Raw genomic sequence first — 24,119 nt, forward strand, 5'->3', positions numbered from 1 at the left:
TCCTAAAGTTCGATGCTCATGCCGTCATAAGCCACTTCGACGTTACGGCGAGCCAGCTCGGCGCGCTCCGGGGAATCTTCGTCGAGGATGGGGTTGGTGTTGTTGATGTGGATAAGTACCTTGCGCTGTTGTTCGAAACCTTCGAGCACTTGCAGCATGCCGCCCGGGCCGTTCTGGGCAAGATGGCCCATTTCCCGACCGGTGCGTGTGCCGACGCCGCGGCGCTGCATTTCGTCGTCGTCCCACAGTGTTCCGTCCACCAGCAGACAATCGGCGGCGTGCATTTTTTCCAGCAGCGCCTCATCGACCTTGCCCAGGCCGGGTGCGTAGAACAGTTTGCCGCCGGTTCTGAGGTCTTCGACGATCAGGCCGATGTTGTCGCCGGGATGCGGATCGAAGCGGTGCGGCGAGTAGGGCGGTGCCGCACTGCGCAACGGGAAGGGGGTGAAGCGCAGGTTGGGGCAGGCGGGAATGACGAAACTGCCTTGCAGCTCGATACGGTTCCAGACCAGACCGCCGTTCCAGTGCTTGAGCATCTCGAACAGCGGGAAGCCAGTGCTCAGGTCTTCGTGGACCATATCCGTACACCAGACCTGATGCGGACAACCTTCGCGCAGGCTGAGCAGTCCCGTGGTGTGGTCGATCTGGCTGTCCATCAACACGATGGCACTGATGCCGGTATCGCGCAGTGCTCGTCCCGGTTGCATCGGGGCGAAACCTTGCAGTTGTGCCCGGATGTCCGGCGAGGCGTTGCACAGTACCCAGTTGACGCCATCGTCGGAAATTGCGATGGACGATTGGGTGCGTGCCCTGGCGTTGAGACTGCCATCACGAAAGCCTGCGCAGTTCACACAATTACAGTTCCACTGGGGGAAACCACCGCCGGCAGCGGAACCTAGAATCTGGATGTACATGTCAGCTCCATACCGCGTGATCTGAAACGCTGAAATAAAAATGGTCCGGCCAATAAAAAAAGCCCCGGCGAACCGAGGCTTTGCACCGCATGGGTATCAACGGCTTGCGAAGTACATGGTGACTTCAAAGCCGATACGCAGATCAGTGTAAGCAGGTTTGGTCCACATGAGAGACTCCTTCAGATGATTGCAGCGGTTGGTGACTACATCTTAGTGCGTACGCACGCGCATACGTTCAGATGCTTAGGAAGCTATCTTACTTAATTTAACGATCTGGCAGGTCGGGAGTTTCATGAAAGATGCCTGTCACAACCCGGTGTTGCCGGCCCAGGCCTCGGGAACAGGGCGGTTGGACAGAATGAGCCATCCTGCGCTGGCATCGTTCAGCTGACCGGCGGCGGCGAGTAGCGAGTGTTTTTCCAGATGTAACAGTGCTTTCTGCAAGGGCTCCGGACCGTTCGCGTCACGCCCGGCCAGGTGAGCCTGCCACAGCAATTCTGCCGTCTGTTCATGGAGCATCGTCGCTGTATCGAACTGCCCGGCCAGTGCCTGCCGCAGGCCGTTAAGGTCGGCGTCGTTGATCAGGTTCGGCAGTTCCCCGAGGAATGTCTCGATGTGCCGGACAATCTGCCCGGAGCTGCATGTGGGCGATTGCACGCCAAGCAGCAGCCCGGTTCGTCCGGCGATTTGCCTCAGACCGCTGAACACGGCATAGCCCAGTTGCAGTTCGACTCGCAGGCGTTGATAGAAAGGAGCCTGTATCAAATGCGCCAACAGACGCCAGGCCGCTTCATCTTCGATGGACAGGCCGGGAGCGCTGCAGAACACCAGCACGGCATCTTCCGGTGAATCCGTTTTCTGTGTCTGCCAGTGCTTGCCGGGTTGTACTGAAGGCGCACCATCTGACACGTCATCTGCCACTCCAGGCATGTCTTGCAAGGCAGCATTGATGAGCGCCAGGCTGTGCTCGGGCAGACCGACGGCAAGGCTGATCCACCGAGAGTTGGCCCAGACCGTCTGAATATCATCGCTGCCGTGTTCCACAGCAGGGTTCAGAAGTCGATCGGGAAGCGCCTTGAGCAATTCCCGGATCGGAATCAGCGCAGGCCCGTTCAGCGCCTGCTCATGGCGAGGGTCAGGATGCAGCAACACTTGCCGGGCGTGTTCGACGATGGCGGGCATCGGTTCGTGAATGCCCTTCAGTCCGAGCTCCCAATAAGTGCCATAAGCGCTGAAAGACACGGCCACACCGGCTTGCCGTGCCTGTTCGATCAGGTTCTGCAGGCTGCCATTTAGCATCCGCCACAGTCGGGGTTGTGCGGCCTGTAACTGCCAGCGCAGAAAGAAAGCGGCTTCAGAACCGTCAGTGCTTTCGGTCGCCAGCAGCGGATTGGCGGATGGCAGGCACCATTCGACTTGTCCACAGGCCGGGTTATCCACAGGCTGCGCGGTGAGAAGGGTTTCGGGCTTCAGTTGGTCGAGCACTGCGCCCAGCGCCTGAAGGCCGTCAGCGGAAGCATTGCGGCAAAAATGATGTGCCAGCTCCAAGGCGCCACAGGTTTGCAGACGTCGTTGTTGCAGGCGACGGTATTCATCGATCAGCCCGGGCCAGTGGATCTTGAAGAAAGCGAGCCAGTCGAAAAACAGCGTGGCCAGGGTGCCGGACGAATCAGGCGCTGCGCCCACGCAGTCGATATCGAGCAGCAACTGGCCATTGAACTGATACAGCGGCGTTGCCTTGAGCGATTCGGCCAGCTCCCGCTCAACCAGTTCGGCAACCAGCCCGCCAGCCTGTGGCCCCATCAGCCAGTGACAGAAAAATGCGACAGCCTCTTCGGTATTCGCCGCCAAGCCTTCACAGGCAAAGAGCAGGTGCGTATTGGCTGTTTTGCGATCTGATTGTTTATCGATCAGGCGCGGTGGCGTTTGCTGTGTGACTTTGCCTGCTGCCCTGAAGCTTGCGCCATGCTCTGTGGCCAGTGCCTTCAATTCGTCCAGCGATTGCGGACCGCTCAGGCAGAGGGTGATTTGCCCGGCTTGATAGAAGTGCTGATAAAACCCGTGAAGCGCCTGTTGAAAGGCCGGGTTGGGCACTGACAGGCTGTAACGATTGCCTGCATGAAAACCCCGTAACGGATGCTGCGGATTGATGGGCTCAAGCAGACAGATCTGCTGGCGGGCCTTGGCATCCTGAGTCCAGGCGATGAACTCGGCATGCAGCACCTCGCGCTCGCGCAACTGATCGGGCAGTGACATGCGTGGATGCGCGAGCATGTCGCACAGCCGTTCCAGCCCTTGGGCGAATGCCGAGGGTGGCAGCTCGAAGAAGAAGTCTGTGGTCCGTTCGCGGGTGCTGGCATTGATCTGCCCACCATGGCGCTGCACGAAAGCCATGAGGTTCTGGTCGGCCGGGAAGCGCTCGGTGCCCAGGAAAAACAGATGCTCCAGAAAGTGCGCCAGCCCCGGCCACGCCTGGGGAACATCATGGCTGCCGGCCGCGACCCGAAGCGATGCCGCGCAGCGCCGGAGCCGTGGTGCATGACACAGCACCACGTTCAAGCCATTGGGCAGCACCAGTCGCTGGATATCGGGCATGACCGTTTCCACGGAAAACAAGTCGTCATGCTAACGGATATGAGAGTAGGAGCGAATTCATTCGCGAAGACGGCACTTCTGATTGTAGGAGGCAGCTTGCTGGCGACTTCTGTTGTCGCCAGCAAGCTGCCTCCTACAGCATTACCAGCGCTGTACCAGAGACACCACAACACTTAACAATGCGAAGTAACCCCTGTCAGCCCGCCAGCAACCAGACACCCGTTGCCGCAGAAGCAGCACCTGCGATCCGCACCAGTGGTGCAGCTGCCTGAGGCAATACGCGCACGACCGCATAGCCAGCCGCATGCAATGCAGCCGTCGCCGCTACGAAACCGGCCGCGTAAGCCCATGGGCTGGACATGTCTGGCAGTTCAAGACCGTGGGCCACGCCATGGAACATGGCAAACACGGCTGTGGCCACGACAGCCAGTGCCAGCGGAGGACGGACAGCCAGCGCAACGGCCAGGCCCAGCGCCAGTACCGAAGCTGCGATGCCGCTTTCCAGCGCAGGCAGTTCCAGTCCGGCAAAGCCCAGCAGGCCACCGATCAGCATGGTGCCCACGAAGGTGCAAGGCAGTGCCCAGCGTGCGGCACCTTGCTGTTGTGCGGCCCACAAGCCGACCGCAAGCATGGCCAGCAGGTGATCCAGGCCACCGACCGGATGGCCGAGGCCCGCGATCAGGCCATTATCGCCATGGCCCGGATGCGCCAGAGCCAATGTCGGGGTAAGCAGCAAGGCGAGGGTGCCGAGGACTTTTTGGTAATTCATGAACAGGTTTCCTTGGAGGTTTGAATTCAGGCGTTGATCGTCAGCAGACCCTGGCGCTCGATAATGGCAATGATCTCTTCCAGACCCTGGCCGGTTTTCTGATTGCTGAACACGAACGGTTTGTCGCCGCGCATCTTCCGGGTATCGCGATCCATCATTTCCAGAGAGGCGCCTACTAATGGTGCCAGGTCGATCTTGTTGATCACCAGCAGGTCGGACTTGCAGATGCCGGGACCGCCCTTGCGCGGCAGCTTGTCGCCTGCCGACACGTCGATCACATAGATGGTCAGGTCCGACAGCTCCGGGCTGAAGGTTGCGGAAAGATTGTCGCCACCGGACTCGACAAGGATCAGGTCCAGGCCTTCGAAGCGGCGATTGAGCTGGTCAACGGCTTCGAGGTTGATGGAGGCGTCTTCGCGAATTGCCGTATGCGGGCAGCCGCCGGTTTCCACACCAATGATGCGTTCCGGGGCCAGGGCTTCGTTGCGTACCAGAAAGTCGGCATCTTCGCGGGTATAGATGTCGTTGGTCACGACCGCCAGGTTGTAGCGCTCACGCAAGGCAAGGCACAGAGCCAGAGTCAGTGCGGTCTTGCCGGAACCGACCGGGCCACCGATACCGACGCGCAGAGGTTGGCTGTTCATTGAGTTCTCCATGGGTTCTAGGACCGGAACAACCGGCTGTATTGACGTTCATGGGCCATGCTCGCCAGTGACAGGCCGAAGGCGGCGCTGCCGATCTGTTGGCTGTCTTGAGCAGTGGCGTTGTGTTGGGCCTGCTGCAACAAGGGCAGCAGTTCACTGGTCAGTCGTTGGGCGGCCTGCTGGCCCAGCGGCAGGGTTTTCATCAGTACCGCCAGCTGGTTCTCCAGCCAGCTCCAAAGCCAGGCTGCGAGCGCGTCCTGAGGGCTGATTTGCCAGGCGCGTGCGGCCAGCGCCCAGCCCAGGGCCAGATGCGGCTCGCCGGTCTGTTCCAGAAAGCGGCGGGCAGGGCGATCCAGTTCCGGCAGGCCATTGAGCAGCTGTTGCAGGGAATAACCCATCTGCCGGCTTTCCAGATGCAGCTCGCGGGTTTCCCGGCTGGCACGGTGTTGCTCGCTCAGTTGCAGCAACTGGCCCCAGTCTTCATCGACGGCGGCTGTGCAATGGGCGAGCATCAAGGGCGCCTCGAAACGCGCGAGGTTGAGCAGCAACTGATCGCCGATCCAGCGCGCAGCGGTGTGCGGATCGACGACGATGGATTGCTCAACGGCCATTTCCAGCCCTTGCGAATAGCTGTAGCCGCCAATCGGAAGCTGGGGGCTGGCCAGACGCAGAAGCGCCCAGGCACGGTTCACTTGCGTACGCCGAACTGGTGCAGGCGAGGCGCGTAATTGAAGTCTTCCTCGCCGGGCCGGGAATGATGATGACCGCCGCCATAGGCACCGTGTTCCGGCTGGAAGGGCGCTTCGATGGTTTCGGTGGTCGCTCCCAACTGATCGAGCATGGCCTTGAGCACATAGTCGTCCAGCAGGCGCAGCCAGCCGTCGCCCACTTGCAGGGCCACATGACGGTTGCCCAGATGATAGGCCGCGCGGGTCAGTTCAAACGTGCTGCGGCAGGTGACATGCAGCAGTTGTTCGGGACGGGCGCAGACCCGCACGATACGACCATCTTCGGCCTGCAGGAATTCACCGTCATGAAGAGGAGGCTGTCCGCGTTGCAGGAACAGTCCTACATCTTCGTTCTCGGCACTGAAGCAACGCAGGCGGCTTTTGCTGCGGGCCTCGAAATTCAAATGCAGCTCGGCGGCCCACTCGGTTTGGGGGTCGATTCTTTTATGAATCACCAGCATCAGAAAGCTTCCAGCTAATTGCGATGCTTCAAATCAGAGCAAGGGGCTTGCCAACAGTACAGGAATCGGGAAAAAGCGGGCGCGATTGGGTGGCTGAACAGAAAAGCGTCAATTAAACGCCCGATTATGGTGCGGTGATTTGTTTGTGTTTCAGGATGGTGCGAATTTTCTGACGGAAATATCAGTCAATGCTTCCAAGGCCCTTCCAGTGCTTGGCACCCATGAAGATGAAGCGCAACTGTTGGGTGATCTTGGCCTGGGGAGTCAGATGGGCTGCGAGCGTGGCAGCAGGCGGGTCGATCAGCTCTGGCAGCATGGCGAAGACGCTTTTGACCACCAGATCGGCAATCACCGACAGCGCCTTGATATCGAGGTGTTTCCACTTGGGCATTTTCGCCAGGTCGGCGGTCAGGTCGGCACTGATGCCTTCACGCAAGGCTCCCAGTGCCTGACGCACCTTGAGCGAGCCGCCATATTGCTCCCGTGCCAGAAACAGGAACTGCGAACGGTTGGCTGCCACCTGATCGAGAAAGATCTGTACCGATGCCTGAATCAGCCCGCCCATGACCAGTTCGTTATGGCGTACCAGGCGAATGGTTTCACGAAAGGTCTGACCCACTTCACTGACCAGCGCCAGCCCCAACTGGTCCATGTCCTCGAAATGGCGATAGAAGCCGGTCGGCACAATGCCTGCCGTACGCGCGACTTCCCGCAGGCTCAGGCTGGCGAAACCGCGCCCGCTTTCCATCAACTGATGCGCGGCGTCCAGCAAGGCTCTTCGGGTCTGTTGTTTCTGTTCGGCGCGGGGCAGCATGAGGTAAAGAGATCTACGATTGGACTATGTTGCACTCTAGCAAATGAGCTTTGCATGCGTCGAAAGGCTTTTGATGGGAGAGCCTGACGCGGCTACCTTTTCTCTTCGATGGAACCTGTCGGGCTATTTACCTATCACAGCAAACCCTCGGCGCTTTTGTCAGTCGAAGGAACATGTCGTATTCAACGCACCATGGCCGGGGCGTTGGTTTTTGGAGTGACGTGCGATGACGCGCAGCCGCAAGATTTTCGCCTGGACAGGCGCCACGTTGTTATTGGTGCTTGCCGTATTGGTCATTGTGATCGCCACCTTCGACTGGAACCGCATCAAACCCACCCTCAACGAAAAAGTCAGCGAAGCGCTGCATCGTCCGTTCGCCATCAATGGTGATCTGGCCGTGCACTGGCAACGCGAACCGGAATCCGGTGGCTGGCGCGCCTGGGTGCCATGGCCGCATTTCGTGGCTCAGGACCTGAGCCTGGGCAACCCCGAGTGGTCCAAAACTCCGCAAATGGCCACGCTCAGGCAAGTCGAGTTTCGTCTTGCCCTGCTGCCTTTGCTGGTGCAGGAAGTCGTGATCCCACGCATCGACCTGACCGGCCCCGAGGCGAAGCTTGAGCGTCTGGCCGATGGCCGCGCCAACTGGGTGTTCGACCTGCCCAAGTCCGATCCCGACGCCGAGCCCTCCAGCTGGGCGCTGGATATCGGCGCGATCAAGTTCGACAAAGGCCTGGTCAGCTTCAACGACCAGACCTTGAAGACTCAACTGGATGTGGTGATCGATATGCTGGGCAAGCCGATCCCCTTCGGTGACATCGTCGGCAGCAAGGAGGTCAAGAAGGCTCAGGAGAAGGGGGCTGTCCCGCAGGACTACGCCTTTGGCCTGTCGGTCAAAGGGCAGTATCACGAGCAGAAGGTGAACGGGACGGGCAAGGTCGGTGGTTTGCTGGCCCTGAAGGACGCCACGCAGCCTTTCCCGGTACAGGCCGATCTGAAGATCGGCGATACGCAGATTGCAATTGCCGGCACCCTGACCGATCCGCAGAACCTGGGGGCGCTGGACCTGCGTCTGAAACTGTCCGGCACCAGCCTGAGCCATCTTTATCCATTGACCGGCGTTGCCTTGCCTGACTCGCCCGCCTATTCCACCGACGGCCGACTTATCGCCAAAATCCACGACGCTGCCGGAGCGAACTTCCGCTATGAAGGCTTCAACGGCAAGATCGGCAACAGCGACATTCATGGCGATCTGAGTTTCGTGGCCAGCCAGCCACGGCCCAAGCTCAGCGGGGTATTGGTTTCCAACCAGTTGTTGTTCAGCGATCTTGCGCCTCTGATTGGTGCCGATTCCAATGCCGCGCAGAAAAAGCGCGGTGGCGAGAGCAAGCAGCCCAAGGGCAAGGTCCTGCCTGTGGAAGAGTTTCAGACCGACCGCTGGCGGGCGATGGATGCCGATGTGGAGTTCACCGGCAAGCGGATCGTCCAGAGCCCGGATCTGCCCTTTACCGATCTGTATACGCATCTGTTGCTCAATGACGGTCAACTGAGCCTGCAACCGCTGCGCTTCGGTGTGGCTGGCGGCAGGCTGGATGCCGAAATCCGCCTGGATGGCCGCACCCAGCCGCTGCAGGGACGGGCCAGACTGTCGGCACGCAACTTCAAGCTCAAGCAACTGTTCCCGACCTTCGAGCCCATGAAGACCAGCTTCGGTGAGCTCAATGGCGATGCCGATATCAGTGGTCGCGGCAACTCGATTGCGGCCTTGCTGGGCACCGCCAATGGCGATTTGAAGATGCTGGTCAACGACGGCGCCATCAGCCGGGGCCTGATGGAGATTGCAGGGCTCAACGTGGGTAACTACGTGGTCGGCAGGCTGTTTGGCGACCAGGACGTGAAGATCAACTGTGCGGCATCGGATTTCGGCATCAAGGACGGCCTGGCTACCAGTCGCCTGTTCGTGTTCGATACCGAGAACGCAATCATCTACATCGACGGTACGGCGAACTTCAAGACCGAACAGCTGGACCTGAAGATCAACCCCGAGTCCAAGGGTTTCAGGGTGTTCTCGCTGCGCTCGCCCCTGTATGTGAATGGCCCGTTCGCCAGCCCCAATGCCGGCGTACAATCGGGTCCATTGTTGTTGCGCGGAGCGGGCATGGTACTGCTGGGCGCCACGGTCGGTCCGGCGGCGGGTCTTCTGGCGCTGGTCGCTACGGGGGACAGCACGCCGAATCAGTGTGGGCCGTTGCTGGAGCAGATGAGGGCGGGCAAGGCACCCAAGACTGTGAACTGAAACTGATTGTGCGGGCTGTGTAAATACTGTCTTTTGAACCGTCGCGAGCAAGCTCCCTCCTACAATAACTCGTGAGAGGGAGCTTGCTTGTAACGGATGCTTGAAGGTTTACAGGTCGTTCAGGATATCCGCCATGTCGTCCGCATGCTCTTCTTCCTGTGCCAGGATGTCTTCGAAGATGCGGCGGGTCGTCGGGTCGGATTCGCCGATGTACTGAATGATTTCACGGTAGCTGTCGACGGCAATGCGTTCGGCGACCAGATCTTCGTAGACCATTTCCTTGAGCGTCTTGCCTGCGACGTATTGGGCGTGGGAGTTCTTCGACAGGGTGTCGGGGTTGAACTCAGGCTCACCGCCCAGTTGCACAATGCGCTCAGCCAGCTTGTCGGCGTGCTCGGCTTCCTGCTGTGCATGTTCCAGAAACTCATCTGCCGCCACGCTCGCCTTCAGGCCGTTGGCCATGAAGTAGTGACGTTTGTAACGCAGTACGCAGACCAGCTCGGTTGCTAGCGACTCATTGAGCAGACGCAGAATGGTTTCCCGGTCCGCGTTATACCCTTCGGTGACGGCACCGTTCTCAACGTTTTGACGTGCGCGTTCACGCAGGCTGCTGACATCGGATAGCTGGGGTGCAGAAATCATGATTTATCTCCAGAGTTCATCAGGTTTTCGTCCCGCTCTTGATCAGGGGTTAGGCGAGATCGTCAGTACGTGTGAGTGATGAACATCGAGAAAAGTTTTATCGAATTTCGGATGACCCGCCGTTTTCAGCAGATGTAAAAAATATAAGAAACGACTGCATGACAGCGTGGTCCCTAACTTGAGGCATTCATTTATGGAGAGACAAAATGCTCAAGTTTCTAGGTGGCACCGTCGGCATCATTTTCCTGATCGGTCTGATCGTGGTCATTGCGCTGTTCAAGCTGGTTTTCTGAAACACAGCCAATGAAAAAGCTCGGTGCATGATGCAGCGAGCTTTTTTTCATTCTGCCTGACAGCTATCACATGGCGCGTTCGTTCGCTTCGCGCTGCTCACACGTCATGAAGCCTTTGTGGTTCACGCGGCCGTCGCCGTTGAAGCTCACGTGATAGACCTGCTTGTGACCGTCCTTGAACAGTACGTAGTTGTTGCAGGTTCCCGGGTTGACCTTGCGCTCGATGGTGGACGACGGCTCGCCGCCAATGGTCAGGACCTGCTGCCGGGTCATGCCGTTTTCGACCTGCTTGACCAGCGGTTCGTCGCGATAGGTCACGAAGTCCACCGGATTCTGTACGGTAGTCGAGCCACAGCCCGCCAATGTCCCCAATACACAGGTAGCTGCCAGGATTTTCTTGTACATCGTTGTCTCTCCGCATGACAGAGCCGGTCTTGGCCCGATAGAAGTTGGAGCCGGGAAGGTGCGCGAGAGTTCGATAATTGATGGCGATAAGGCAGTACGTGTGTTTGTCATATAAATCTGTCTTGCTCCCAAACACCGCTAGGCTTTGTCTGAAAAGTAATTGCGCGTCGATCATGCTGTGTTGAAAACAGCCTGAGCGTGCGGTGATTTTTCAAACAAACCCAAAGGTTCCAGCGATTGGCTAACGTGGGAGAAGGCATATATGGCGCAAGAACAAGCTACACGATATCCGTTGCTGCTCGTGCCCGGGCTGTTGGGGTTTGTGCGTTTACTGGTCTATCCCTACTGGTTCGGCATCATCAAGGCGCTGGAGCGAGGTGGGGCGACGGTGATTCCGGTCATGGTTTCCGGGGTCAATTCCACCGAAATACGGGGAGAGCAGTTGCTCAAGGTCATCGAGAAGACCATCCGCGAAACCGGTGTTTCCAAGGTCAATCTGATCGGTCATAGCCAGGGCGCGCTGACGGTTCGCTATGTCGCTGCCAAGCGCCCGGATCTGGTGGCTTCGGTGACGTCCGTGGCCGGTCCCAATCATGGTTCCGAGCTGGCGGATTATCTGGAGCGTAATTTCCCGGTGGGCAGTCCGGGCGGGCATGTCGTGAATGCGGTGATCGGTCTGCTGTCCTGGACGATCACAGTGTTTGAAACCGGGTATCGCGGGCCGAAGTTGCCGATGAATATCTCGGCTTCCCACCAGTCCCTGACCACGGCCGGAGTGGCGCTGTTCAACAGGCAGTATCCGCAAGGGCTGCCGCATACCTGGGGCGGGCAGGGCGAGGAACTGGTCAATGGTGTGCGTTATTACTCCTGGTCCGGGATTCTGAAGCCGGGCTTTACCAATCGTGGGCGCAACCTGATCGACGGGACCAACGTGACCTGCCGGATCTTCGCCCGCACTTTCGTCAAGGAAAAGGGCCAGTCGGATGGCATGGTCGGGCGTTTCAGCTCACATCTGGGCACCGTGATCGGCGATGACTTCCCCCTCGACCACTTCGATATCGTCAACCAGACCTTCGGCCTTGTGGGCAAGGGGGCGAACCCTGTAAAGCTCTTCCTTGACCACGCCGCACGCCTGAAAGCCGCCGGTCTTTAGGTCGTCTGCCGCAGCGGGGTCTTCCAGCGTTCTGCCAGGATGACTCCGCACAAGGTCAAGGCACCTCCCGTCAGGTGGTAAAGCGCCAGTTGTTCGCCCAGAAAGGCTGCTGCGATCAGCGCGGTAGCAATGGGCATCAGGTTGAAGAACAGCGTCGTGCGACTCGGTCCCAGTCGCATGATGGAAGTCATCCACAACCATGGTGCGAGCATCGAGGTCGGAATGGCCGCATACAGGACCAGAGGAATGTTGCTCATGTTCAGGCCCGTTCTGGGCGAGAGAATGAACAGCGGAAACAGCACAATGATCGCCACCAGAATTTGCAGGTACAGCAACTGCAGAGGCGGCAGGCACAACTGCCACTTTTTCAGCAGGGTGCTGTAGACGGCATAGGCAGCGGCCGCGACCAGAACCATCGCATCCCCTCGATTGATGCCCTGTTCCACAAGCGCGTTCAGGTTGCCGGCCGACACCACCACGACCACGCCGGCAAAAGACAGTAAGGCCCCGAGCAAGGCGCCGAAAGTCAGGCGATTACCCAGGCAGGCAATCGAAAGCCCCAGCGCCATCATCGGCACCAGGGACTGAATGATCCCCATATTGGTGGCCGTGGTCATGCCGGCGGCGAAATACGCCAGGCTCTGGTACACCGCCATGCCGAGCACGCCCAGAATGACGATCTTGCCCAGTACCGGCTTGATCAGCGCCCGGTTCTTCCACACCGGCCTGAGCATGAAGGGCGTAAACAGCAGACCTGCCAGCAACCAGCGATAGAAACCGATCTCGGAAGGGAAGATCACCAGCGATGAAGCCTTGGTAATCACGGTATTGGCTGCCCAGATCAGAATGGTCAGCAGAGGAAATGCGTATTGCATGGGATAACCGATAAAAAACCTGAGGTGATTATCCACCCGATGAGGCGTCTTGGCTCGACATACATCGCAACATCTTTGACTACACTCTTTTGAGGCTGCGCTGATCGGCACGGTCGTTCTGGAGAGTTGACCCGATGAAGACGCTCGGTATTTCTTTGTTGCTCGTTGGTCTGATGGTATCCACTCAAGGTTTTGCCGCCACGGAGCAGCAGAACAAAATGACTTCCTGCAATGCTGACGCCAGTGCCAAATCGCTCAAGGGCGATGAGCGCAAGGCATTCATGAGTAACTGCCTGAAGGCTGCACCGGCTCCGGCGCAAACCCAGCAGGAAAAAATGAAGACCTGCAACGCGACCGCCACCACCCAGGCCCTCAAGGGCGATGCCCGCAAGAGCTTCATGAGCGATTGTCTCAAGAAGAAATAATTTTCCGGCGAGGGACGAATCCGTCCGAATGCCGGTTCAGGTGCGGGAAATAAAGCCCTCCGGCCCAATTCCCGCCGCAGCTCTTCAGCCAAGGGGCGTGCTATTGCCGTTCGGGCCTTCGGATCACTGGTCCTCGGCTCTGATCGCTGGCAGACTGCCGTCTTCTTTGGGCCGCTCGTTGAGGCTTTATGCCAACGTTTTCTGCGCGTCAGGTATTGATAGCCAGCTGGATTCTGGTTTTTGGTGGTTTGCTGCTGATCCTGCCTTTCAAGCTTTTGCCAAGTCTGTTGGCGGGGCTGCTGGTCTACGAACTGGTCAACATGCTGACCCCCAGGCTGCAACGCCTGATTTCCGGTGAGCGCGCCCGATGGCTTGCCGTGGCCCTGTTGGGAACCATCATTGTCAGTCTGCTGACGCTGATTTTTGCCGGTGCCATCAGTTTTGTATTGCACGAGGCCGAGAACCCCGGCGCGTCACTGGACAAGTTCATGGTCCTGGTGGACCGAGCCCGTGGGCAATTGCCGCCTTTCATCGATGCCTACCTGCCGGCCAGTGCCGCCGAGTTTCAGGTATCCCTGGGCCAATGGCTGCAAAAGCACATCGGTGAGTTGCAGATGATCGGCAAGGGCGCGGCCCACATGTTCGTGACCATGCTGATCGGCATGGTACTCGGCGCGATCATCGCCCTGCAGCGGATCTCGGACGTTCATACCCGCAAGCCACTGGCTGCTGCGCTGTTCGACCGACTGAGCCTGCTGAGCCGTGCGTTCCGCAATATCGTCTTTGCCCAGATCAAGATCTCGCTGCTCAACACCGCTTTCACGTCGGTGTTCCTGGCGATTGTCCTGCCGTTGTGGGGCATTCACCTGCCGTTGACCAAGACCCTGATCATCATGACCTTCCTGCTCGGCCTGCTGCCGGTGGTGGGTAACCTGATGTCCAACACTCTGATTTTCATCGTCGGCATGTCGGTGTCGATCTGGGTAGCCTTTGCGGCGCTGACTTATCTGATCGTGATCCACAAGGTCGAATACTTCCTCAATGCGCGGATCGTCGGCGGGCAGATCAATGCCAAGTCCTGGGAACTGCTGTTGGCCATGCTCCTGTTCGAAGCAGCCTTCGGCCTGCCGGGCGTGGTGGCAGGGCCGATCTACTATGCGTATCTCAAGAGCGAACTGCAGAAGGAAGGGTTGGTGTAAGGGAAGTTTTGAGCGGCAAGCTATAAGCGACAAGTCAAAAGCACCGCCTGTTCGCCTTTGCTTTTTCTTGCCGCTTACAGCTTGAAGCTTGCAGCTTTTATCCGTATCTCTTCCTGGCCTCAATCGCCAAACCGCTGCCGATGCTGCCGAAGATATTGCCTTCCACATGGCGGGCATTGGGCAGCATGGCCGACACGCTGTTGCGCAGTGCCGGGATTCCGCTGGAACCACCGGTGAAGAACACCGTATTCACCTGCTCGACACCCACGCCTGCATCGCTCAACAGTGTGTTCACGCTGTCACGCACGCGCTCAAGCTGCGCGTCGATGGCCGACTCGAACATGGCTCGGCTCAGGTCCACACTCAGGCCGCTTTCGATGCGGTCCATGGAGACGTGGCGGGTTTCGGCGTGGGTCAGCTGGATCTTGGTTTCTTCCACTTCCATCGCCAGCCAGTGCCCGGCGCGTTGCTCGATCAGTTTGAACAGCCGGTCGATGCCGCCGGTATCTTCGATGTCGTAGCGCATGCTGCCCAGGGCCAGCTGGGATTTCTGCGAGTACACGGCGTTGATGGTGTGCCAGGTCGCGAGATTCATGTGATGGCTGGTCGGCATGTAGGCACCGCTTTTCATGCGGCTGCCATAACCGAACAACGGCATTACGCCTTGCAGGCTCAGTTGCTTGTCGAAGTCGGTTCCGCCGATATGCACGCCGCCGGTGGCCAGGATGTCTTCGTGGCGGTCGTCGCGGATGCGGCGCTCGGGGGAAAGACGCACCAGCGAGAAGTCTGACGTACCACCGCCGATATCGACGATCAGCACCAGTTCTTCGCTGTTGATACCGGACTCGTAGTCGAAGGCGGCAGCAATGGGTTCGTACTGGAACGACACGTCCTTGAAACCGATCTTGCGAGCGACTTCGGCCAGGGTGTCTTCGGCTTCCTGGTCGGCTTGGGCGTCGTCATCGACAAAATGTACCGGGCGACCCAGCACAACCTGTTCGAATTCCCGGCCAGCGGTGCGTTCGGCACGCTTTTTCAGCTCACCGATGAACAGCCCCAGCAAATCCTTGAACGGCATGGCCGTGCCCAGCACGCTGGTGTCGTGCTTGATCAGCTTGGAGCCCAGCAGACTCTTGAGCGAGCGCATCAGGCGGCCTTCATAGCCCTCCAGATACTCGTGCAGTGCCAGGCGGCCATACACCGGGCGACGCTCTTCCATATTGAAGAACACCACCGATGGCAGAGTGATCTTGTCGTCCTCCAGCGCAATCAACGTTTCCACGCCCGGCCTTTGCCAACCGACAGTGGAATTGGACGTGCCGAAATCGATGCCGCAGGCACGGGCCGGGGATTGGTCATTCATGTCTTTTACGTTCCAGTCAAAAAACGGCCGCGCAGTGTATGCGAGTACATCGTGAATGCGTAGCGGGGAAAACAGTAGACAGGTTGTTATCGGTAATTGCCCCCAAGGCTTGAACTCTGGCTGCGCACCCCAATCTTCAGGGAATTGTCGGCAGACCGGGCCGTATTTCATGTGCCCGGCGCCAGATGCGTTACATTATCCAGCGCGAAATTATCCGGATTGCCTCAAATTAAGAGGATGCTGTGCGCATTAGACCGACGCATGGAGTTGCGCTGGACATATTGGGGATGGGTGATCGTTAGATGGATTTCAAAGATTATTACAAGATTCTCGGCGTCGAGCCGACGGTCGATGACAAGGCGCTCAAGGCGGCCTATCGCAAGCTTGCGCGCAAGTATCATCCGGATGTCAGCAGAGAGGCTGGCGCGGAAGAGAAGTTCAAGGAGGCTTCGGAGGCTTATGAGGTCCTGAGCAGCCCGGAAAAGCGCGCCGAGTATGACGAGATACGCAAGTACGGACGTCAAGGCCGGCCTTTTCAGCCACCACCTGGCTGGCAGAGTCGTGCGGGTGGCGGTGGTTTTGGTGGCGACACCACGGACTTTTCCGAATTCTTCAGTTCGATCTTCGGTGGTCGTGCCCAGCAGCAGGGTGGTCGTTCGCGTAACCCGGGACGCAAGGGGCAGGACGTGGAGATGGAGCTTGCGATCTTCCTGGAAGAAACCCTGTCGGGCGAGTCCAAGCAGGTCAGCTTCAAGGTGCCTCAGCACAGCCCCAACGGGCAGCGCATGGCCGACATCACCAAGACCCTGAACGTGAAGATTCCTGCCGGAGTCGTGGATGGCGAGCGCATTCGCCTCAAGGGTCAGGGCGCGCCCGGTGTTGCAGGTGGCGAAAATGGCGATCTGTATCTGATCATTCGCCTGGCGCCGCATCCGCTTTTCGAGGTGGAGAACCATGATCTGGTCATCACCGTGCCGCTGGCTCCATGGGAGGCTGCGTTGGGTGCCAAGGTCGCGGTGCCGACCCTGACCGGCAAGATCAACCTGACCATCCGCCCGGAAAGCCAGAACGGACAGCGCCTGCGCATCAAGGGCAATGGCCTGCTGGACAAGAAAGGCGAGCGTGGCGATCTGTACGCTCAGCTCAAGGTTGTCATGCCCCGTACGATCGATGATGCCACCAGGGCGCTCTGGCAGAAGCTGGCCGACAAGTCTGCCTTCGATCCGCGGAGTCAGTGGGGGAATTGAGTCGCTCTCAGGTGGTCGACAAGTCGGCCACCTGCATGTTCAGGCGCCTCGGGGCAGGATCACGGTAAAGGTGGTTCCTTCACCGAGGGTCGACGTCACGGTAATGCTGCCGGCGTGGGCATTTACCACTTCCTTGACGATGAACAGCCCCAGGCCAAGACTGGTCGAGGGCTTCACTGTGCCTGATTCCGGGTTCACGTTGCGTACCATCGGATCGAAAATCGTGCCGATGGCATCCTCGGAAATCGGCTCGCCGTCGTTATGGACGATCAGTTCAACGTTATCTTTGCGGCCAGTGATCCTGACCATGACGGCATTGCTGGCGGCACCATGCTGCAGCGCATTGCCGATGAGGTTCTGCAGCAACTGGCCGATCCGTGCACTGTCCCACTCGCCTCGGGTGTCGCCGTCTATTTCCAGCGTCGGTGTGCAGGCCGGCTGCCCGGCGCAGGCTTCTTCGATGGCTTCGCGGCAGGCGGCGGCAAGGTCCATGGGCTTGCGCTCTACCGGCAGAGAGGCCCCGAGCCGGCTGCGTACGAACTCCAGCAGATCTCCGACCATGGCTCCCATGTGACGCGTGCTGTTCTTGATCTGGGCAATGTAGGCAAGCGTCTTCTCATTCGGCTCTGACTTGCGCATCAGCAGATCGGTGGACATGCTGACTGCCTGCAACGGCGCACGCAGGTCATGTCCGAGGATGGCCAGGAACATGTCCCGTGAACGAGTGACTCGCTCGACATAGGCAGCGGTGGATTCGGCGAGCGCTTCGTCGATGACCTCGTTGAAACGGATCATGTCTTCAAAGGCAGTCGGTTCGGGTGTGGTCAGGCTCTCGCTCCACAACCGAGTGACGCTGGCTCGCAGGTGGCGAAACTCGGATGTCATCTGCACCAGATCGAAGCCCACCGTATGCCGGAGCTCGCCATGGCTGGCGGCGGCTTCCTCCAGATTCGGCATCGTGCCACCGGCTTTGACCTTGGCTTTGCTGCTGGCAGTGTCCATGTCTCTGGCGGCAGCCAGCAGAATCGACCGGGCATGGTCGCGCAGTTCGACACTGTTCATGGTGTCGGCTGCCGGTTTCAGGGTCTTGGCGAAGTCTTCCCATTCATCGACGATGCTATCCACATGAGCGACGATGAATTCAGATAGTCGCATTGCCGGTTACCTTGCTTCTGGGGTAATGAGGGGTGCCGGGCATATTACCGTTTTTGCCTTGTCCGACAAACAGCCGTCTGACGCCTTTGAAGAGGCGGATACTGTCATTTCTGACAGGTAGACGAGGTGAGAGGGCAGTTATAGGTTGCTCGCTAGCGATGAAGCCGTCTGGTGAATGATGTATCGCGTACATCCCACTCCTGTAGATCAAATAGGAGAAATTGAATCATGAGTGTTATGAATGTTGATGATGACAGCTTTCAGGACCAGGTATTCAATACGGACAGGCTCGTACTGGCCTAGTTCAGTGATACGGGGAGCAGTGACAGCGCCCTGACCAGCCGGATACTGGATGATCTCGTGACAGCGCTCGATGACCGGGTATTGATACTTCGGCTGCATGCCGACAGCACTGAGGCGACTGTCGAGAATTTCGCCGTGGACAGCGTGCCCACCGTCATCTTTTTCAGGAACGGTGCTGAAGTATCGAGAATGACCGGTGTTCACGATCAGGACGATTACGAGCAGGAGATCGAGAGGCTTCTGGAGGACTGAAAACCGGCAAGGGCCTTCCCGAAGGAAGGCCCTTGCTGGATCAGAACAGGAAATACCGCTGCGCCATCGGCAGCACATCCGCCGGTTCACACCAGAGCAACACGCCATCGGCCTTGACCTGATAGGTCTGCGGGTCGACATCGATGTCGGGCAGGTAGTCGTTGTGAATCAGGTCCTTCTTCTGCACGCTGCGGCAGCCCTTGACCACACCGATCTGTTTCTTCAGGCCCAGTGTTTCCGGCACGCCTGCATCGAACGCCGCCTGGCTGATGAAGGTCAGGCTGGTGGCATGCAAGGAACTGCCATGGCTGGCGAACATCGGGCGGTAATGCACCGGTTGAGGCGTCGGGATCGAGGCGTTGGCATCCCCCATCAGGCTGGCCGCGATGGCACCGCCCTTGAGAATCAGGGTGGGTTTCACGCCGAAGAACGCCGGACGCCACAACACCAGATCCGCCCACTTGCCCACCTCGATGGAGCCCACTTCATGGCTGATGCCGTGGGTGATCGCCGGGTTGATGGTGTATTTGGCGATGTAGCGCTTGGCGCGGAAGTTGTCATTGCCCGGCCCGTCTCCAGGCAGCGGCCCGCGCTGTTTCTTCATTTTGTCGGCGGTCTGCCAGGTGCGCATGATCACTTCGCCGACACGGCCCATGGCCTGGCTGTCGGAACTGAGCATCGAGAACGCGCCCAGGTCGTGAAGGATGTCTTCGGCAGCAATGGTTTCCCGGCGGATACGGCTTTCGGCAAAGGCCACGTCTTCGGCGATGCTGGGGTCCAGGTGATGGCAGACCATCAGCATGTCCAGGTGTTCGTCGATGGTGTTGCGGGTGAATGGCCGGGTCGGGTTGGTGGAACTGGGCAGGACATTGGGCGAGCCGCAGGCTTTGATAATGTCCGGCGCATGGCCACCACCGGCACCTTCGGTGTGATAGGTGTGAATGGTGCGGTTCTTGAACGCGCCCAGAGTGGTTTCGACAAAGCCCGATTCGTTGAGCGTGTCGGTGTGGATCGCGACCTGCACATCGTATTCGTCGGCCACGCTCAGGCAGTTGTCGATGGCTGCAGGTGTGGTGCCCCAGTCTTCATGCAGCTTCAGACCGATGGCCCCGGCCTTGACCTGTTCGATCAACGGACCGGGAACGCTGACGTTGCCCTTGCCGGTCAGGCCGATGTTCATCGGGAACGAGTCGGCGGCTTTCAGCATCAGGGCCATATGCCACGGGCCGGGTGTGACGGTGGTGGCATTGGTGCCGGTGGCCGGACCTGTGCCGCCGCCGATCATGGTGGTCACGCCGCTCATCAGTGCTTCTTCGATCTGCTGCGGGCAGATGAAGTGAATATGCGTATCGACGCCGCCAGCGGTCAGGATCATGCCTTCACCGGCAATCACCTCGGTCGCCGCGCCCACGGCAATGGTCACGTCCGGCTGGATATCCGGGTTGCCCGCCTTGCCGATGGCGGCGATGCGCCCGTCCTTGATCCCGACGTCGGCCTTGACGATACCCCAGTGATCGATGATCAGGGCATTGGTGATCAGGGTGTCCACGACCTCGGCGGCCAGCAGCTGGCCCTGGCCCATGCCGTCACGAATGACCTTGCCGCCACCGAATTTCACCTCTTCGCCGTAGGTGGTGAAGTCTTTTTCGACTTCGATCCACAGTTCGGTATCGGCCAGGCGCACCTTGTCGCCCACGGTGGGGCCGAACATGTCGGCATAGGCTTGTCGGCTTATTTTCATCTATCGGGTCTCGGGTTCGGAGCTGCAAGCTTCAAGCTGCGAGCTGCAAGTAAAAGCGGATCGCAAGCGCTGTGCTGCTGTTTCTTGCAGCTTGTAGCCTGGCGCTTGCAACTGGAACTGACACGTTCTAGAGATCGCCCATGACGCGTCCGGCAAAACCGAAAACCCGCCTCAATCCGGCCAGGTCCACCAGTTCCACTTCCCGCGACTGACCCGGCTCGAAGCGCACGGCGGTGCCGGCCGGGATGTTCAGGCGCATGCCGCGGCTGGCGGCACGATCGAAGGTCAGGGCGTCGTTGGTTTCAAAGAAATGAAAGTGCGAACCGACCTGGATCGGGCGGTCCCCGCTGTTGGCGACGGTCAGACTGATAGTGCGACGTCCGGCGTTGAGTTCGATCTCGCCGGGCTGAATCTGGTATTGGCCAGGGATCATGTTGGTTGCCCCAAGGTTTTGAAATAAATGGCGGTTGGCATGTAGCGACCATCCGGTGTGGCGCAGTAATCCGGCAGTTCGCCGACACGGGTGTAGCCGAGGGCGCGGTAGAAGGCTTCCGCAGGCGAACCGGCTTCGGTGTCCAGATGCAGCAGGCCGCGCTTGTGCTGGACGGCGGCATGCTCGACCGTTTCCATCAACTGGGTGCCCAGGCCGCGACCTCTTGCCTGTTGCAGCACCATGAGTTTTTGCACTTCGGCACGATTGAGCCCGTTGGGCTTCTGGCACAGCGACAACTGCGCGCTGGCCAGCACCTGCTCGTCCTGGACCACCACCCACAGCAGCAGGCTGCCACTGGCAATATCCGGTTTCAGGCTGTCGCTCCAGGCGAAGGCCTGCGCAGTATCCAGATCGGCCATGAATCCTACCGAAGCACCGTTGTGTACGGCATCGAGCAACAGCTCGGCCAGTCCGTGACGGTAATGCGCAAAACTTTCAGCGGTTACACGACGTAACTGTGCAGGATTCATGGGCATGTCCTAGTGGGGTTGCGGAGCCTGAGAAGCCGGTGCCAATGCGCCGGGCGAGAGGTCCAGCTGCATGAAGGTCAGGTCCAGCCAGCGCCCGAACTTGGTGCCCACCTGGGGCATCTGCCCGGTGGTCTTGAAGCCCAGGCGTTCATGCAGGGCGATGGAGGCTGCATTGCCGCTCTCGATGGCCGCCACCATGATGTGCTTGTCGCAGAGACGGGCGCGCTCGATCAGCGCGGCCATCAGTCTTGGTCCCAATCCCTTGCCGCGCTGATCGGTGCGGACGTAGACCGAATGCTCGACCGTATGCCGGAAGCCCTCGAAAGGACGCCAGTCGCCAAATGACGAATAGCCCAGGACTTCACCCGCATCGTCGACAGCGACCAGGATCGGATAGGCCTGAACCTTGCGCGCCTCGAACCAGGCCTGACGATTGGCCAGGTCCACGGGCTGTTCGTTCCAGATCGCCGTGGTGTTGAGCACCGCGTCGTTGTAGATGGCGAGAATGCCCGGCAGATCGGCGGGCATTGCATCGCGAATCAGGTCGTTCATAAGTCTCCTGCTCAGGCAATCGGTTGATGCACGGTGACCAGTTTGGTGCCGTCCGGGAAGGTGGCTTCCACCTGGATCTCGGGGATCATTTCCGGGATGCCTTCCATGACCTGATCGCGGCTCAGCAGTGTGGTGCCGTAATGCATCAGCTCGGCCACGGTCTGTCCGTCACGGGCACCTTCGAGCAGGGCTGCCGAGATATAGGCCATGGCTTCCGGGTAGTTGAGCTTCACCCCGCGAGCCAGACGGCGCTCGGCAACCAGACCGGCGGTGAAAATCAGCAGTTTGTCTTTTTCGCGTGGAGTCAGGTCCATTGTCGGGTCCGTTTTTTAAATTCTGATGTGTTGTTCGTTGTGGGAGGGAGCTTGCTCGCGACAGCGGTGCTGTTGACGAATACGCTGCATGAATAGCATGTGCCCTGTTGCGGGCAAGCCCTCTCCCACAACGCCTCCCATACAATCATGTATTCCAGATCCTGGGCGTTACCGCCTCGCGGCCCAGCAACGCCGGGCGCAGCAGTTTCCATAATTCGATCAGCCAGGCCCGTGCATGCAGGGCCTCATCCGCCAGACAGCGGGCGACCACCAGACCCGGCAATTGGGTCAGGTCACCACTGACCGGGTTGGGCAGCGAAAGCGAGCGGCAGGCTTCGAGCATTTCGCTGTCGATTTCACCGGTGATCAGCAGGGTCGCGAAGACGGTCCTGCCGTTCAGTCCGATAGGCGAATCCAGCAGACCGTCGCCACCGACAATGCGCTGTCGTTCGTGCCATAGCAACTGGCCGTCGCGACGGATATCCAGATGCGACTGAAAATGCCCCTGCTCGAAACGCTCGCCACTGGCCGGACGCCCCAGCGCCACCACATCCCAGTAACACAGCCGGGCATCGCCTTGCAGGTCGATGCGGGTGGCCAGTTCGGCCTGGGCCTTGCTGAATACGATGGTTTCCTGCGGCAGCCACTCCAGCGTTGCACCGGGTTCGACCCGCAGCTCCAGTTGCTGATAGGCCGGGCTTGCGGCGCGATACCACTTGGCTGCGCCGGGGCTGGTCAGTTGCGCCCAGGCCTGCTCGCCGACCGTGGCCGAGATGTCCAGCCGGTCCCCACCCGCAATGCCGCCGGGCGGGTGAACGATGATGTGCTGACAGACCTGCGGGTCTTCGGCATACAGATGTTTCTGCACCCGCAACGGCCCTTTGTGGCGTCGCTGGACCGGCCGCGTGGTGTCGCCGAAACGTGCATAGCCCAGTTCCAGCTCGGCGTGCCAGCTGGGTGTAAACAGGGCGGTAGGGGCAGGCAGATTCATGGTGTCTTCATTATTCTGTCGAGTCATGCACCTTAACGGATTGTTGGCTCAAATGGTGACAAGACCACGAACGCCCTCGGCTTCCATGTTCTCGCCGCGACCCTGCTGGACGATCTCGCCACGGGACATCACCAGATACTGGTCTGCCAGCTCGGCGGCGAAGTCGTAGAACTGTTCCACCAGCAGAATGGCCATGTCGCCGCGCTCGGCCAGCTTCTTGATGACCGCACCGATTTCCTTGATGACCGAAGGCTGAATGCCTTCGGTGGGCTCGTCGAGAATCAGCAGGCGAGGTCGACTGGCCAGAGCCCGACCGATTGCCAGTTGCTGCTGCTGACCACCGGAAAGATCGCCGCCGCGACGATGTTTCATCTGCAGCAGCACCGGGAACAGCTCATAGATGAACGCCGGAACCTCTTTGGCTTCGGAGCCGGGAAAGCGCGACAGGCCCATCAGCAGGTTTTCCTCCACCGTCAGCCGTCCGAAAATCTCCCGGCCCTGAGGTACATAGGCAATACCGGCATGTACCCGCTGATGCGGTTTGAACGTGGTGATGGGCTTGCCTTCCCACTGCACCGAGCCCTCTTTGGACGGCAACAACCCCATCAGCACCTTGAGCAATGTGGTCTTGCCCACGCCGTTACGTCCCAGCAGACAGGTGACTTCACCGACTTTCACGTCGAAGGACAGGCCGCGCAGAATATGACTGCCGCCGTAGTATTGATGGAGTTTTTCGACTTGAAGCATGCTTCGTTCCTCAGGAGCTATAAGCGGCAAGCTACAAGCCGCAAGAACAGTCAAAACCACGCTGCTTTTTCTTGCAGCTTGTGGCTTCAAGCTGACAGCTGGACGCCTCAGCGCCCCAAATACACTTCGATCACGCGCTCGTCGGCCTGGACATCCGCCAGTGAGCCTTCGGCCAGAACGCTGCCCTGGTGCAGCACGGTCACGTGATCGGCAATCGATCCGACGAAGCCCATGTCGTGCTCCACCACCATCAGCGAGTGCTTGCCGGCCAGGCTCTTGAA

At 59.3% G+C, this 24,119-nt stretch carries 28 protein-coding genes; 7 read left to right on the forward strand and 21 right to left on the reverse strand.

Annotated features, from left to right (window positions below):
* Positions 1-2 precede the first annotated feature (2 nt).
* The 8 genes from pqqB to JSY17_RS23225 all read right to left on the reverse strand — a co-directional run bounded on the left by pqqB (position 3) and on the right by JSY17_RS23225 (position 6,925).
* Positions 3-914 carry a pyrroloquinoline quinone biosynthesis protein PqqB gene (gene pqqB / locus JSY17_RS23190; protein WP_117165485.1) on the reverse strand — a complete coding sequence of 304 codons (912 nt, stop codon included), beginning with the start codon at positions 912-914 and terminating at the stop codon, positions 3-5.
* A 96-nt stretch (positions 915-1,010) separates the two neighbouring features.
* Positions 1,011-1,082, reverse strand: coding sequence for a pyrroloquinoline quinone precursor peptide PqqA (gene pqqA, locus JSY17_RS23195; RefSeq protein ID WP_008365141.1), 72 nt, complete (start codon positions 1,080-1,082; stop codon positions 1,011-1,013).
* Between the two features lie 138 nt (positions 1,083-1,220).
* On the reverse strand, positions 1,221-3,509 hold the full coding sequence (gene pqqF, locus JSY17_RS23200) for a pyrroloquinoline quinone biosynthesis protein PqqF (RefSeq protein ID WP_206403104.1): 2,289 nt from the start codon (positions 3,507-3,509) through the stop codon (positions 1,221-1,223).
* A 196-nt stretch (positions 3,510-3,705) separates the two neighbouring features.
* Positions 3,706-4,278 (reverse strand): HupE/UreJ family protein, encoded by a 573-nt coding sequence (locus JSY17_RS23205; RefSeq protein ID WP_122369674.1) that lies wholly within the window; start codon positions 4,276-4,278, stop codon positions 3,706-3,708.
* A 26-nt stretch (positions 4,279-4,304) separates the two neighbouring features.
* Entirely contained in the window at positions 4,305-4,922 is a 618-nt protein-coding gene (gene ureG, locus JSY17_RS23210; RefSeq protein ID WP_117165488.1) for an urease accessory protein UreG, read from the reverse strand.
* Between the two features lie 17 nt (positions 4,923-4,939).
* A complete protein-coding gene (locus JSY17_RS23215; protein ID WP_122369672.1) occupies positions 4,940-5,614 on the reverse strand; it encodes an urease accessory protein UreF in 675 nt (224 codons plus the stop codon).
* Entirely contained in the window at positions 5,611-6,111 is a 501-nt protein-coding gene (gene ureE / locus JSY17_RS23220; RefSeq protein WP_206403105.1) for an urease accessory protein UreE, read from the reverse strand. The genes JSY17_RS23215 and ureE overlap by 4 nt, the downstream gene beginning before the upstream one ends.
* Positions 6,112-6,292: 181 nt before the next feature.
* Entirely contained in the window at positions 6,293-6,925 is a 633-nt protein-coding gene (locus JSY17_RS23225) for a TetR family transcriptional regulator (protein WP_117183385.1), read from the reverse strand.
* Between the two features lie 226 nt (positions 6,926-7,151).
* Between JSY17_RS23225 and JSY17_RS23230 the strand changes: the two genes are divergently transcribed.
* Positions 7,152-9,218: an AsmA family protein gene (locus tag JSY17_RS23230; RefSeq protein ID WP_206403106.1), complete on the forward strand. Its 2,067-nt coding sequence runs from the start codon at positions 7,152-7,154 to the stop codon at positions 9,216-9,218.
* 108 nt (positions 9,219-9,326) lie between these two features.
* Here JSY17_RS23230 and JSY17_RS23235 read toward each other — a convergent pair whose 3' ends face one another.
* The gene (locus JSY17_RS23235) at positions 9,327-9,860 is read right to left on the reverse strand and encodes a ferritin-like domain-containing protein (protein WP_117183383.1); all 534 of its coding nucleotides are present in this window, start codon (positions 9,858-9,860) and stop codon (positions 9,327-9,329) included.
* 206 nt (positions 9,861-10,066) lie between these two features.
* Here JSY17_RS23235 and JSY17_RS26225 point away from each other — a divergent pair, with 206 nt between their 5' ends.
* Positions 10,067-10,153 (forward strand): small membrane protein YohP, encoded by an 87-nt coding sequence (locus JSY17_RS26225; protein WP_442963079.1) that lies wholly within the window; start codon positions 10,067-10,069, stop codon positions 10,151-10,153.
* A 66-nt stretch (positions 10,154-10,219) separates the two neighbouring features.
* Here the strand turns inward: JSY17_RS26225 and osmE are convergent, their stop codons facing one another.
* Positions 10,220-10,558, reverse strand: a complete 339-nt coding sequence (gene osmE / locus JSY17_RS23240; protein ID WP_117165494.1) for an osmotically-inducible lipoprotein OsmE — start codon at positions 10,556-10,558, stop codon at positions 10,220-10,222.
* Between the two features lie 262 nt (positions 10,559-10,820).
* Here osmE and JSY17_RS23245 point away from each other — a divergent pair, with 262 nt between their 5' ends.
* Positions 10,821-11,711: an esterase/lipase family protein gene (locus tag JSY17_RS23245; protein ID WP_117165495.1), complete on the forward strand. Its 891-nt coding sequence runs from the start codon at positions 10,821-10,823 to the stop codon at positions 11,709-11,711.
* On the opposite strand, the gene JSY17_RS23250 is transcribed toward JSY17_RS23245, so the two are convergent.
* Positions 11,708-12,586, reverse strand: a complete 879-nt coding sequence (locus tag JSY17_RS23250) for a DMT family transporter (RefSeq protein WP_206403107.1) — start codon at positions 12,584-12,586, stop codon at positions 11,708-11,710. The two genes, JSY17_RS23245 and JSY17_RS23250, sit on opposite strands and share 4 nt — an antisense overlap.
* Positions 12,587-12,720: 134 nt before the next feature.
* Between JSY17_RS23250 and JSY17_RS23255 the strand changes: the two genes are divergently transcribed.
* Both JSY17_RS23255 and JSY17_RS23260 read left to right on the forward strand, forming a co-directional pair.
* Entirely contained in the window at positions 12,721-13,011 is a 291-nt protein-coding gene (locus JSY17_RS23255) for a PsiF family protein (RefSeq protein ID WP_117183381.1), read from the forward strand.
* 188 nt (positions 13,012-13,199) lie between these two features.
* On the forward strand, positions 13,200-14,210 hold the full coding sequence (locus JSY17_RS23260) for an AI-2E family transporter (RefSeq protein WP_117165498.1): 1,011 nt from the start codon (positions 13,200-13,202) through the stop codon (positions 14,208-14,210).
* A gap of 97 nt (positions 14,211-14,307) precedes the next feature.
* On the opposite strand, the gene JSY17_RS23265 is transcribed toward JSY17_RS23260, so the two are convergent.
* Positions 14,308-15,573: an Hsp70 family protein gene (locus JSY17_RS23265; RefSeq protein WP_122369665.1), complete on the reverse strand. Its 1,266-nt coding sequence runs from the start codon at positions 15,571-15,573 to the stop codon at positions 14,308-14,310.
* A gap of 302 nt (positions 15,574-15,875) precedes the next feature.
* On the opposite strand from JSY17_RS23265, the gene cbpA reads away from it, so the two are divergent.
* Positions 15,876-16,820, forward strand: a complete 945-nt coding sequence (gene cbpA, locus JSY17_RS23270; protein ID WP_117165501.1) for a curved DNA-binding protein — start codon at positions 15,876-15,878, stop codon at positions 16,818-16,820.
* 39 nt (positions 16,821-16,859) lie between these two features.
* Here cbpA and JSY17_RS23275 read toward each other — a convergent pair whose 3' ends face one another.
* Complete coding sequence (locus JSY17_RS23275) at positions 16,860-17,975, reverse strand: sensor histidine kinase (RefSeq protein ID WP_201016085.1); 1,116 nt, start codon at positions 17,973-17,975, stop codon at positions 16,860-16,862.
* Between the two features lie 360 nt (positions 17,976-18,335).
* Between JSY17_RS23275 and JSY17_RS23280 the strand changes: the two genes are divergently transcribed.
* A complete protein-coding gene (locus JSY17_RS23280) occupies positions 18,336-18,530 on the forward strand; it encodes a thioredoxin family protein (protein WP_206403111.1) in 195 nt (64 codons plus the stop codon).
* Positions 18,531-18,570: 40 nt separating this feature from the next.
* Here JSY17_RS23280 and ureC read toward each other — a convergent pair whose 3' ends face one another.
* The 8 genes from ureC to JSY17_RS23320 form a co-directional block, all read right to left on the reverse strand.
* Positions 18,571-20,271: an urease subunit alpha gene (gene ureC / locus JSY17_RS23285; protein WP_117165504.1), complete on the reverse strand. Its 1,701-nt coding sequence runs from the start codon at positions 20,269-20,271 to the stop codon at positions 18,571-18,573.
* Positions 20,272-20,398: 127 nt separating this feature from the next.
* On the reverse strand, positions 20,399-20,704 hold the full coding sequence (locus JSY17_RS23290) for an urease subunit beta (RefSeq protein ID WP_117165505.1): 306 nt from the start codon (positions 20,702-20,704) through the stop codon (positions 20,399-20,401).
* Positions 20,701-21,234, reverse strand: coding sequence for a GNAT family N-acetyltransferase (locus JSY17_RS23295; protein WP_117183376.1), 534 nt, complete (start codon positions 21,232-21,234; stop codon positions 20,701-20,703). Before JSY17_RS23295 ends, JSY17_RS23290 begins: the two co-directional genes overlap by 4 nt.
* A 9-nt stretch (positions 21,235-21,243) precedes the next feature.
* Positions 21,244-21,786 (reverse strand): GNAT family N-acetyltransferase, encoded by a 543-nt coding sequence (locus tag JSY17_RS23300; RefSeq protein WP_200998701.1) that lies wholly within the window; start codon positions 21,784-21,786, stop codon positions 21,244-21,246.
* 11 nt (positions 21,787-21,797) lie between these two features.
* The gene (gene ureA, locus JSY17_RS23305) at positions 21,798-22,100 is read right to left on the reverse strand and encodes an urease subunit gamma (protein WP_117165508.1); all 303 of its coding nucleotides are present in this window, start codon (positions 22,098-22,100) and stop codon (positions 21,798-21,800) included.
* Between the two features lie 145 nt (positions 22,101-22,245).
* Positions 22,246-23,091: an urease accessory protein UreD gene (locus JSY17_RS23310; protein ID WP_206403113.1), complete on the reverse strand. Its 846-nt coding sequence runs from the start codon at positions 23,089-23,091 to the stop codon at positions 22,246-22,248.
* Positions 23,092-23,139: 48 nt separating this feature from the next.
* Positions 23,140-23,838 (reverse strand): urea ABC transporter ATP-binding subunit UrtE, encoded by a 699-nt coding sequence (gene urtE / locus JSY17_RS23315; RefSeq protein ID WP_122369651.1) that lies wholly within the window; start codon positions 23,836-23,838, stop codon positions 23,140-23,142.
* A gap of 107 nt (positions 23,839-23,945) precedes the next feature.
* On the reverse strand, positions 23,946-24,119 hold a 174-nt coding region (locus tag JSY17_RS23320), incomplete at its 5' end, for an ABC transporter ATP-binding protein C-terminal domain-containing protein (protein ID WP_455567004.1).

This window comes from Pseudomonas capsici, from assembly GCF_017165765.1.
GTDB lineage: Bacteria > Pseudomonadota > Gammaproteobacteria > Pseudomonadales > Pseudomonadaceae > Aquipseudomonas > Aquipseudomonas capsici.

Excerpts from the sequence above, each read along its gene's own strand:
- JSY17_RS23255 (WP_117183381.1), top strand. The coding sequence starts at position 12,721 with ATGAAGACGCTCGGTATTTCTTTGTTGCTCGTTGGTCTGATGGTATCC.
- JSY17_RS23205 (WP_122369674.1), bottom strand. The coding sequence starts at position 4,278 with ATGAATTACCAAAAAGTCCTCGGCACCCTCGCCTTGCTGCTTACCCCG.
- urtE (WP_122369651.1), bottom strand. The coding sequence starts at position 23,838 with ATGCTTCAAGTCGAAAAACTCCATCAATACTACGGCGGCAGTCATATT.
- pqqF (WP_206403104.1), bottom strand. The coding sequence starts at position 3,509 with ATGCCCGATATCCAGCGACTGGTGCTGCCCAATGGCTTGAACGTGGTG.
- cbpA (WP_117165501.1), top strand. The coding sequence starts at position 15,876 with ATGGATTTCAAAGATTATTACAAGATTCTCGGCGTCGAGCCGACGGTC.
- JSY17_RS23250 (WP_206403107.1), bottom strand. The coding sequence starts at position 12,586 with ATGCAATACGCATTTCCTCTGCTGACCATTCTGATCTGGGCAGCCAAT.
- JSY17_RS23290 (WP_117165505.1), bottom strand. The coding sequence starts at position 20,704 with ATGATCCCTGGCCAATACCAGATTCAGCCCGGCGAGATCGAACTCAAC.
- JSY17_RS23245 (WP_117165495.1), top strand. The coding sequence starts at position 10,821 with ATGGCGCAAGAACAAGCTACACGATATCCGTTGCTGCTCGTGCCCGGG.
- JSY17_RS23300 (WP_200998701.1), bottom strand. The coding sequence starts at position 21,786 with ATGAACGACCTGATTCGCGATGCAATGCCCGCCGATCTGCCGGGCATT.
- JSY17_RS23260 (WP_117165498.1), top strand. The coding sequence starts at position 13,200 with ATGCCAACGTTTTCTGCGCGTCAGGTATTGATAGCCAGCTGGATTCTG.
- pqqB (WP_117165485.1), bottom strand. The coding sequence starts at position 914 with ATGTACATCCAGATTCTAGGTTCCGCTGCCGGCGGTGGTTTCCCCCAG.
- JSY17_RS23225 (WP_117183385.1), bottom strand. The coding sequence starts at position 6,925 with ATGCTGCCCCGCGCCGAACAGAAACAACAGACCCGAAGAGCCTTGCTG.
- JSY17_RS23265 (WP_122369665.1), bottom strand. The coding sequence starts at position 15,573 with ATGAATGACCAATCCCCGGCCCGTGCCTGCGGCATCGATTTCGGCACG.
- JSY17_RS23235 (WP_117183383.1), bottom strand. The coding sequence starts at position 9,860 with ATGATTTCTGCACCCCAGCTATCCGATGTCAGCAGCCTGCGTGAACGC.
- JSY17_RS23295 (WP_117183376.1), bottom strand. The coding sequence starts at position 21,234 with ATGAATCCTGCACAGTTACGTCGTGTAACCGCTGAAAGTTTTGCGCAT.
- JSY17_RS23310 (WP_206403113.1), bottom strand. The coding sequence starts at position 23,091 with ATGAATCTGCCTGCCCCTACCGCCCTGTTTACACCCAGCTGGCACGCC.
- osmE (WP_117165494.1), bottom strand. The coding sequence starts at position 10,558 with ATGTACAAGAAAATCCTGGCAGCTACCTGTGTATTGGGGACATTGGCG.
- ureC (WP_117165504.1), bottom strand. The coding sequence starts at position 20,271 with ATGAAAATAAGCCGACAAGCCTATGCCGACATGTTCGGCCCCACCGTG.
- ureG (WP_117165488.1), bottom strand. The coding sequence starts at position 4,922 with ATGAACAGCCAACCTCTGCGCGTCGGTATCGGTGGCCCGGTCGGTTCC.
- JSY17_RS23275 (WP_201016085.1), bottom strand. The coding sequence starts at position 17,975 with ATGCGACTATCTGAATTCATCGTCGCTCATGTGGATAGCATCGTCGAT.
- JSY17_RS26225 (WP_442963079.1), top strand. The coding sequence starts at position 10,067 with ATGCTCAAGTTTCTAGGTGGCACCGTCGGCATCATTTTCCTGATCGGT.
- ureA (WP_117165508.1), bottom strand. The coding sequence starts at position 22,100 with ATGGACCTGACTCCACGCGAAAAAGACAAACTGCTGATTTTCACCGCC.
- ureE (WP_206403105.1), bottom strand. The coding sequence starts at position 6,111 with ATGCTGGTGATTCATAAAAGAATCGACCCCCAAACCGAGTGGGCCGCC.
- JSY17_RS23230 (WP_206403106.1), top strand. The coding sequence starts at position 7,152 with ATGACGCGCAGCCGCAAGATTTTCGCCTGGACAGGCGCCACGTTGTTA.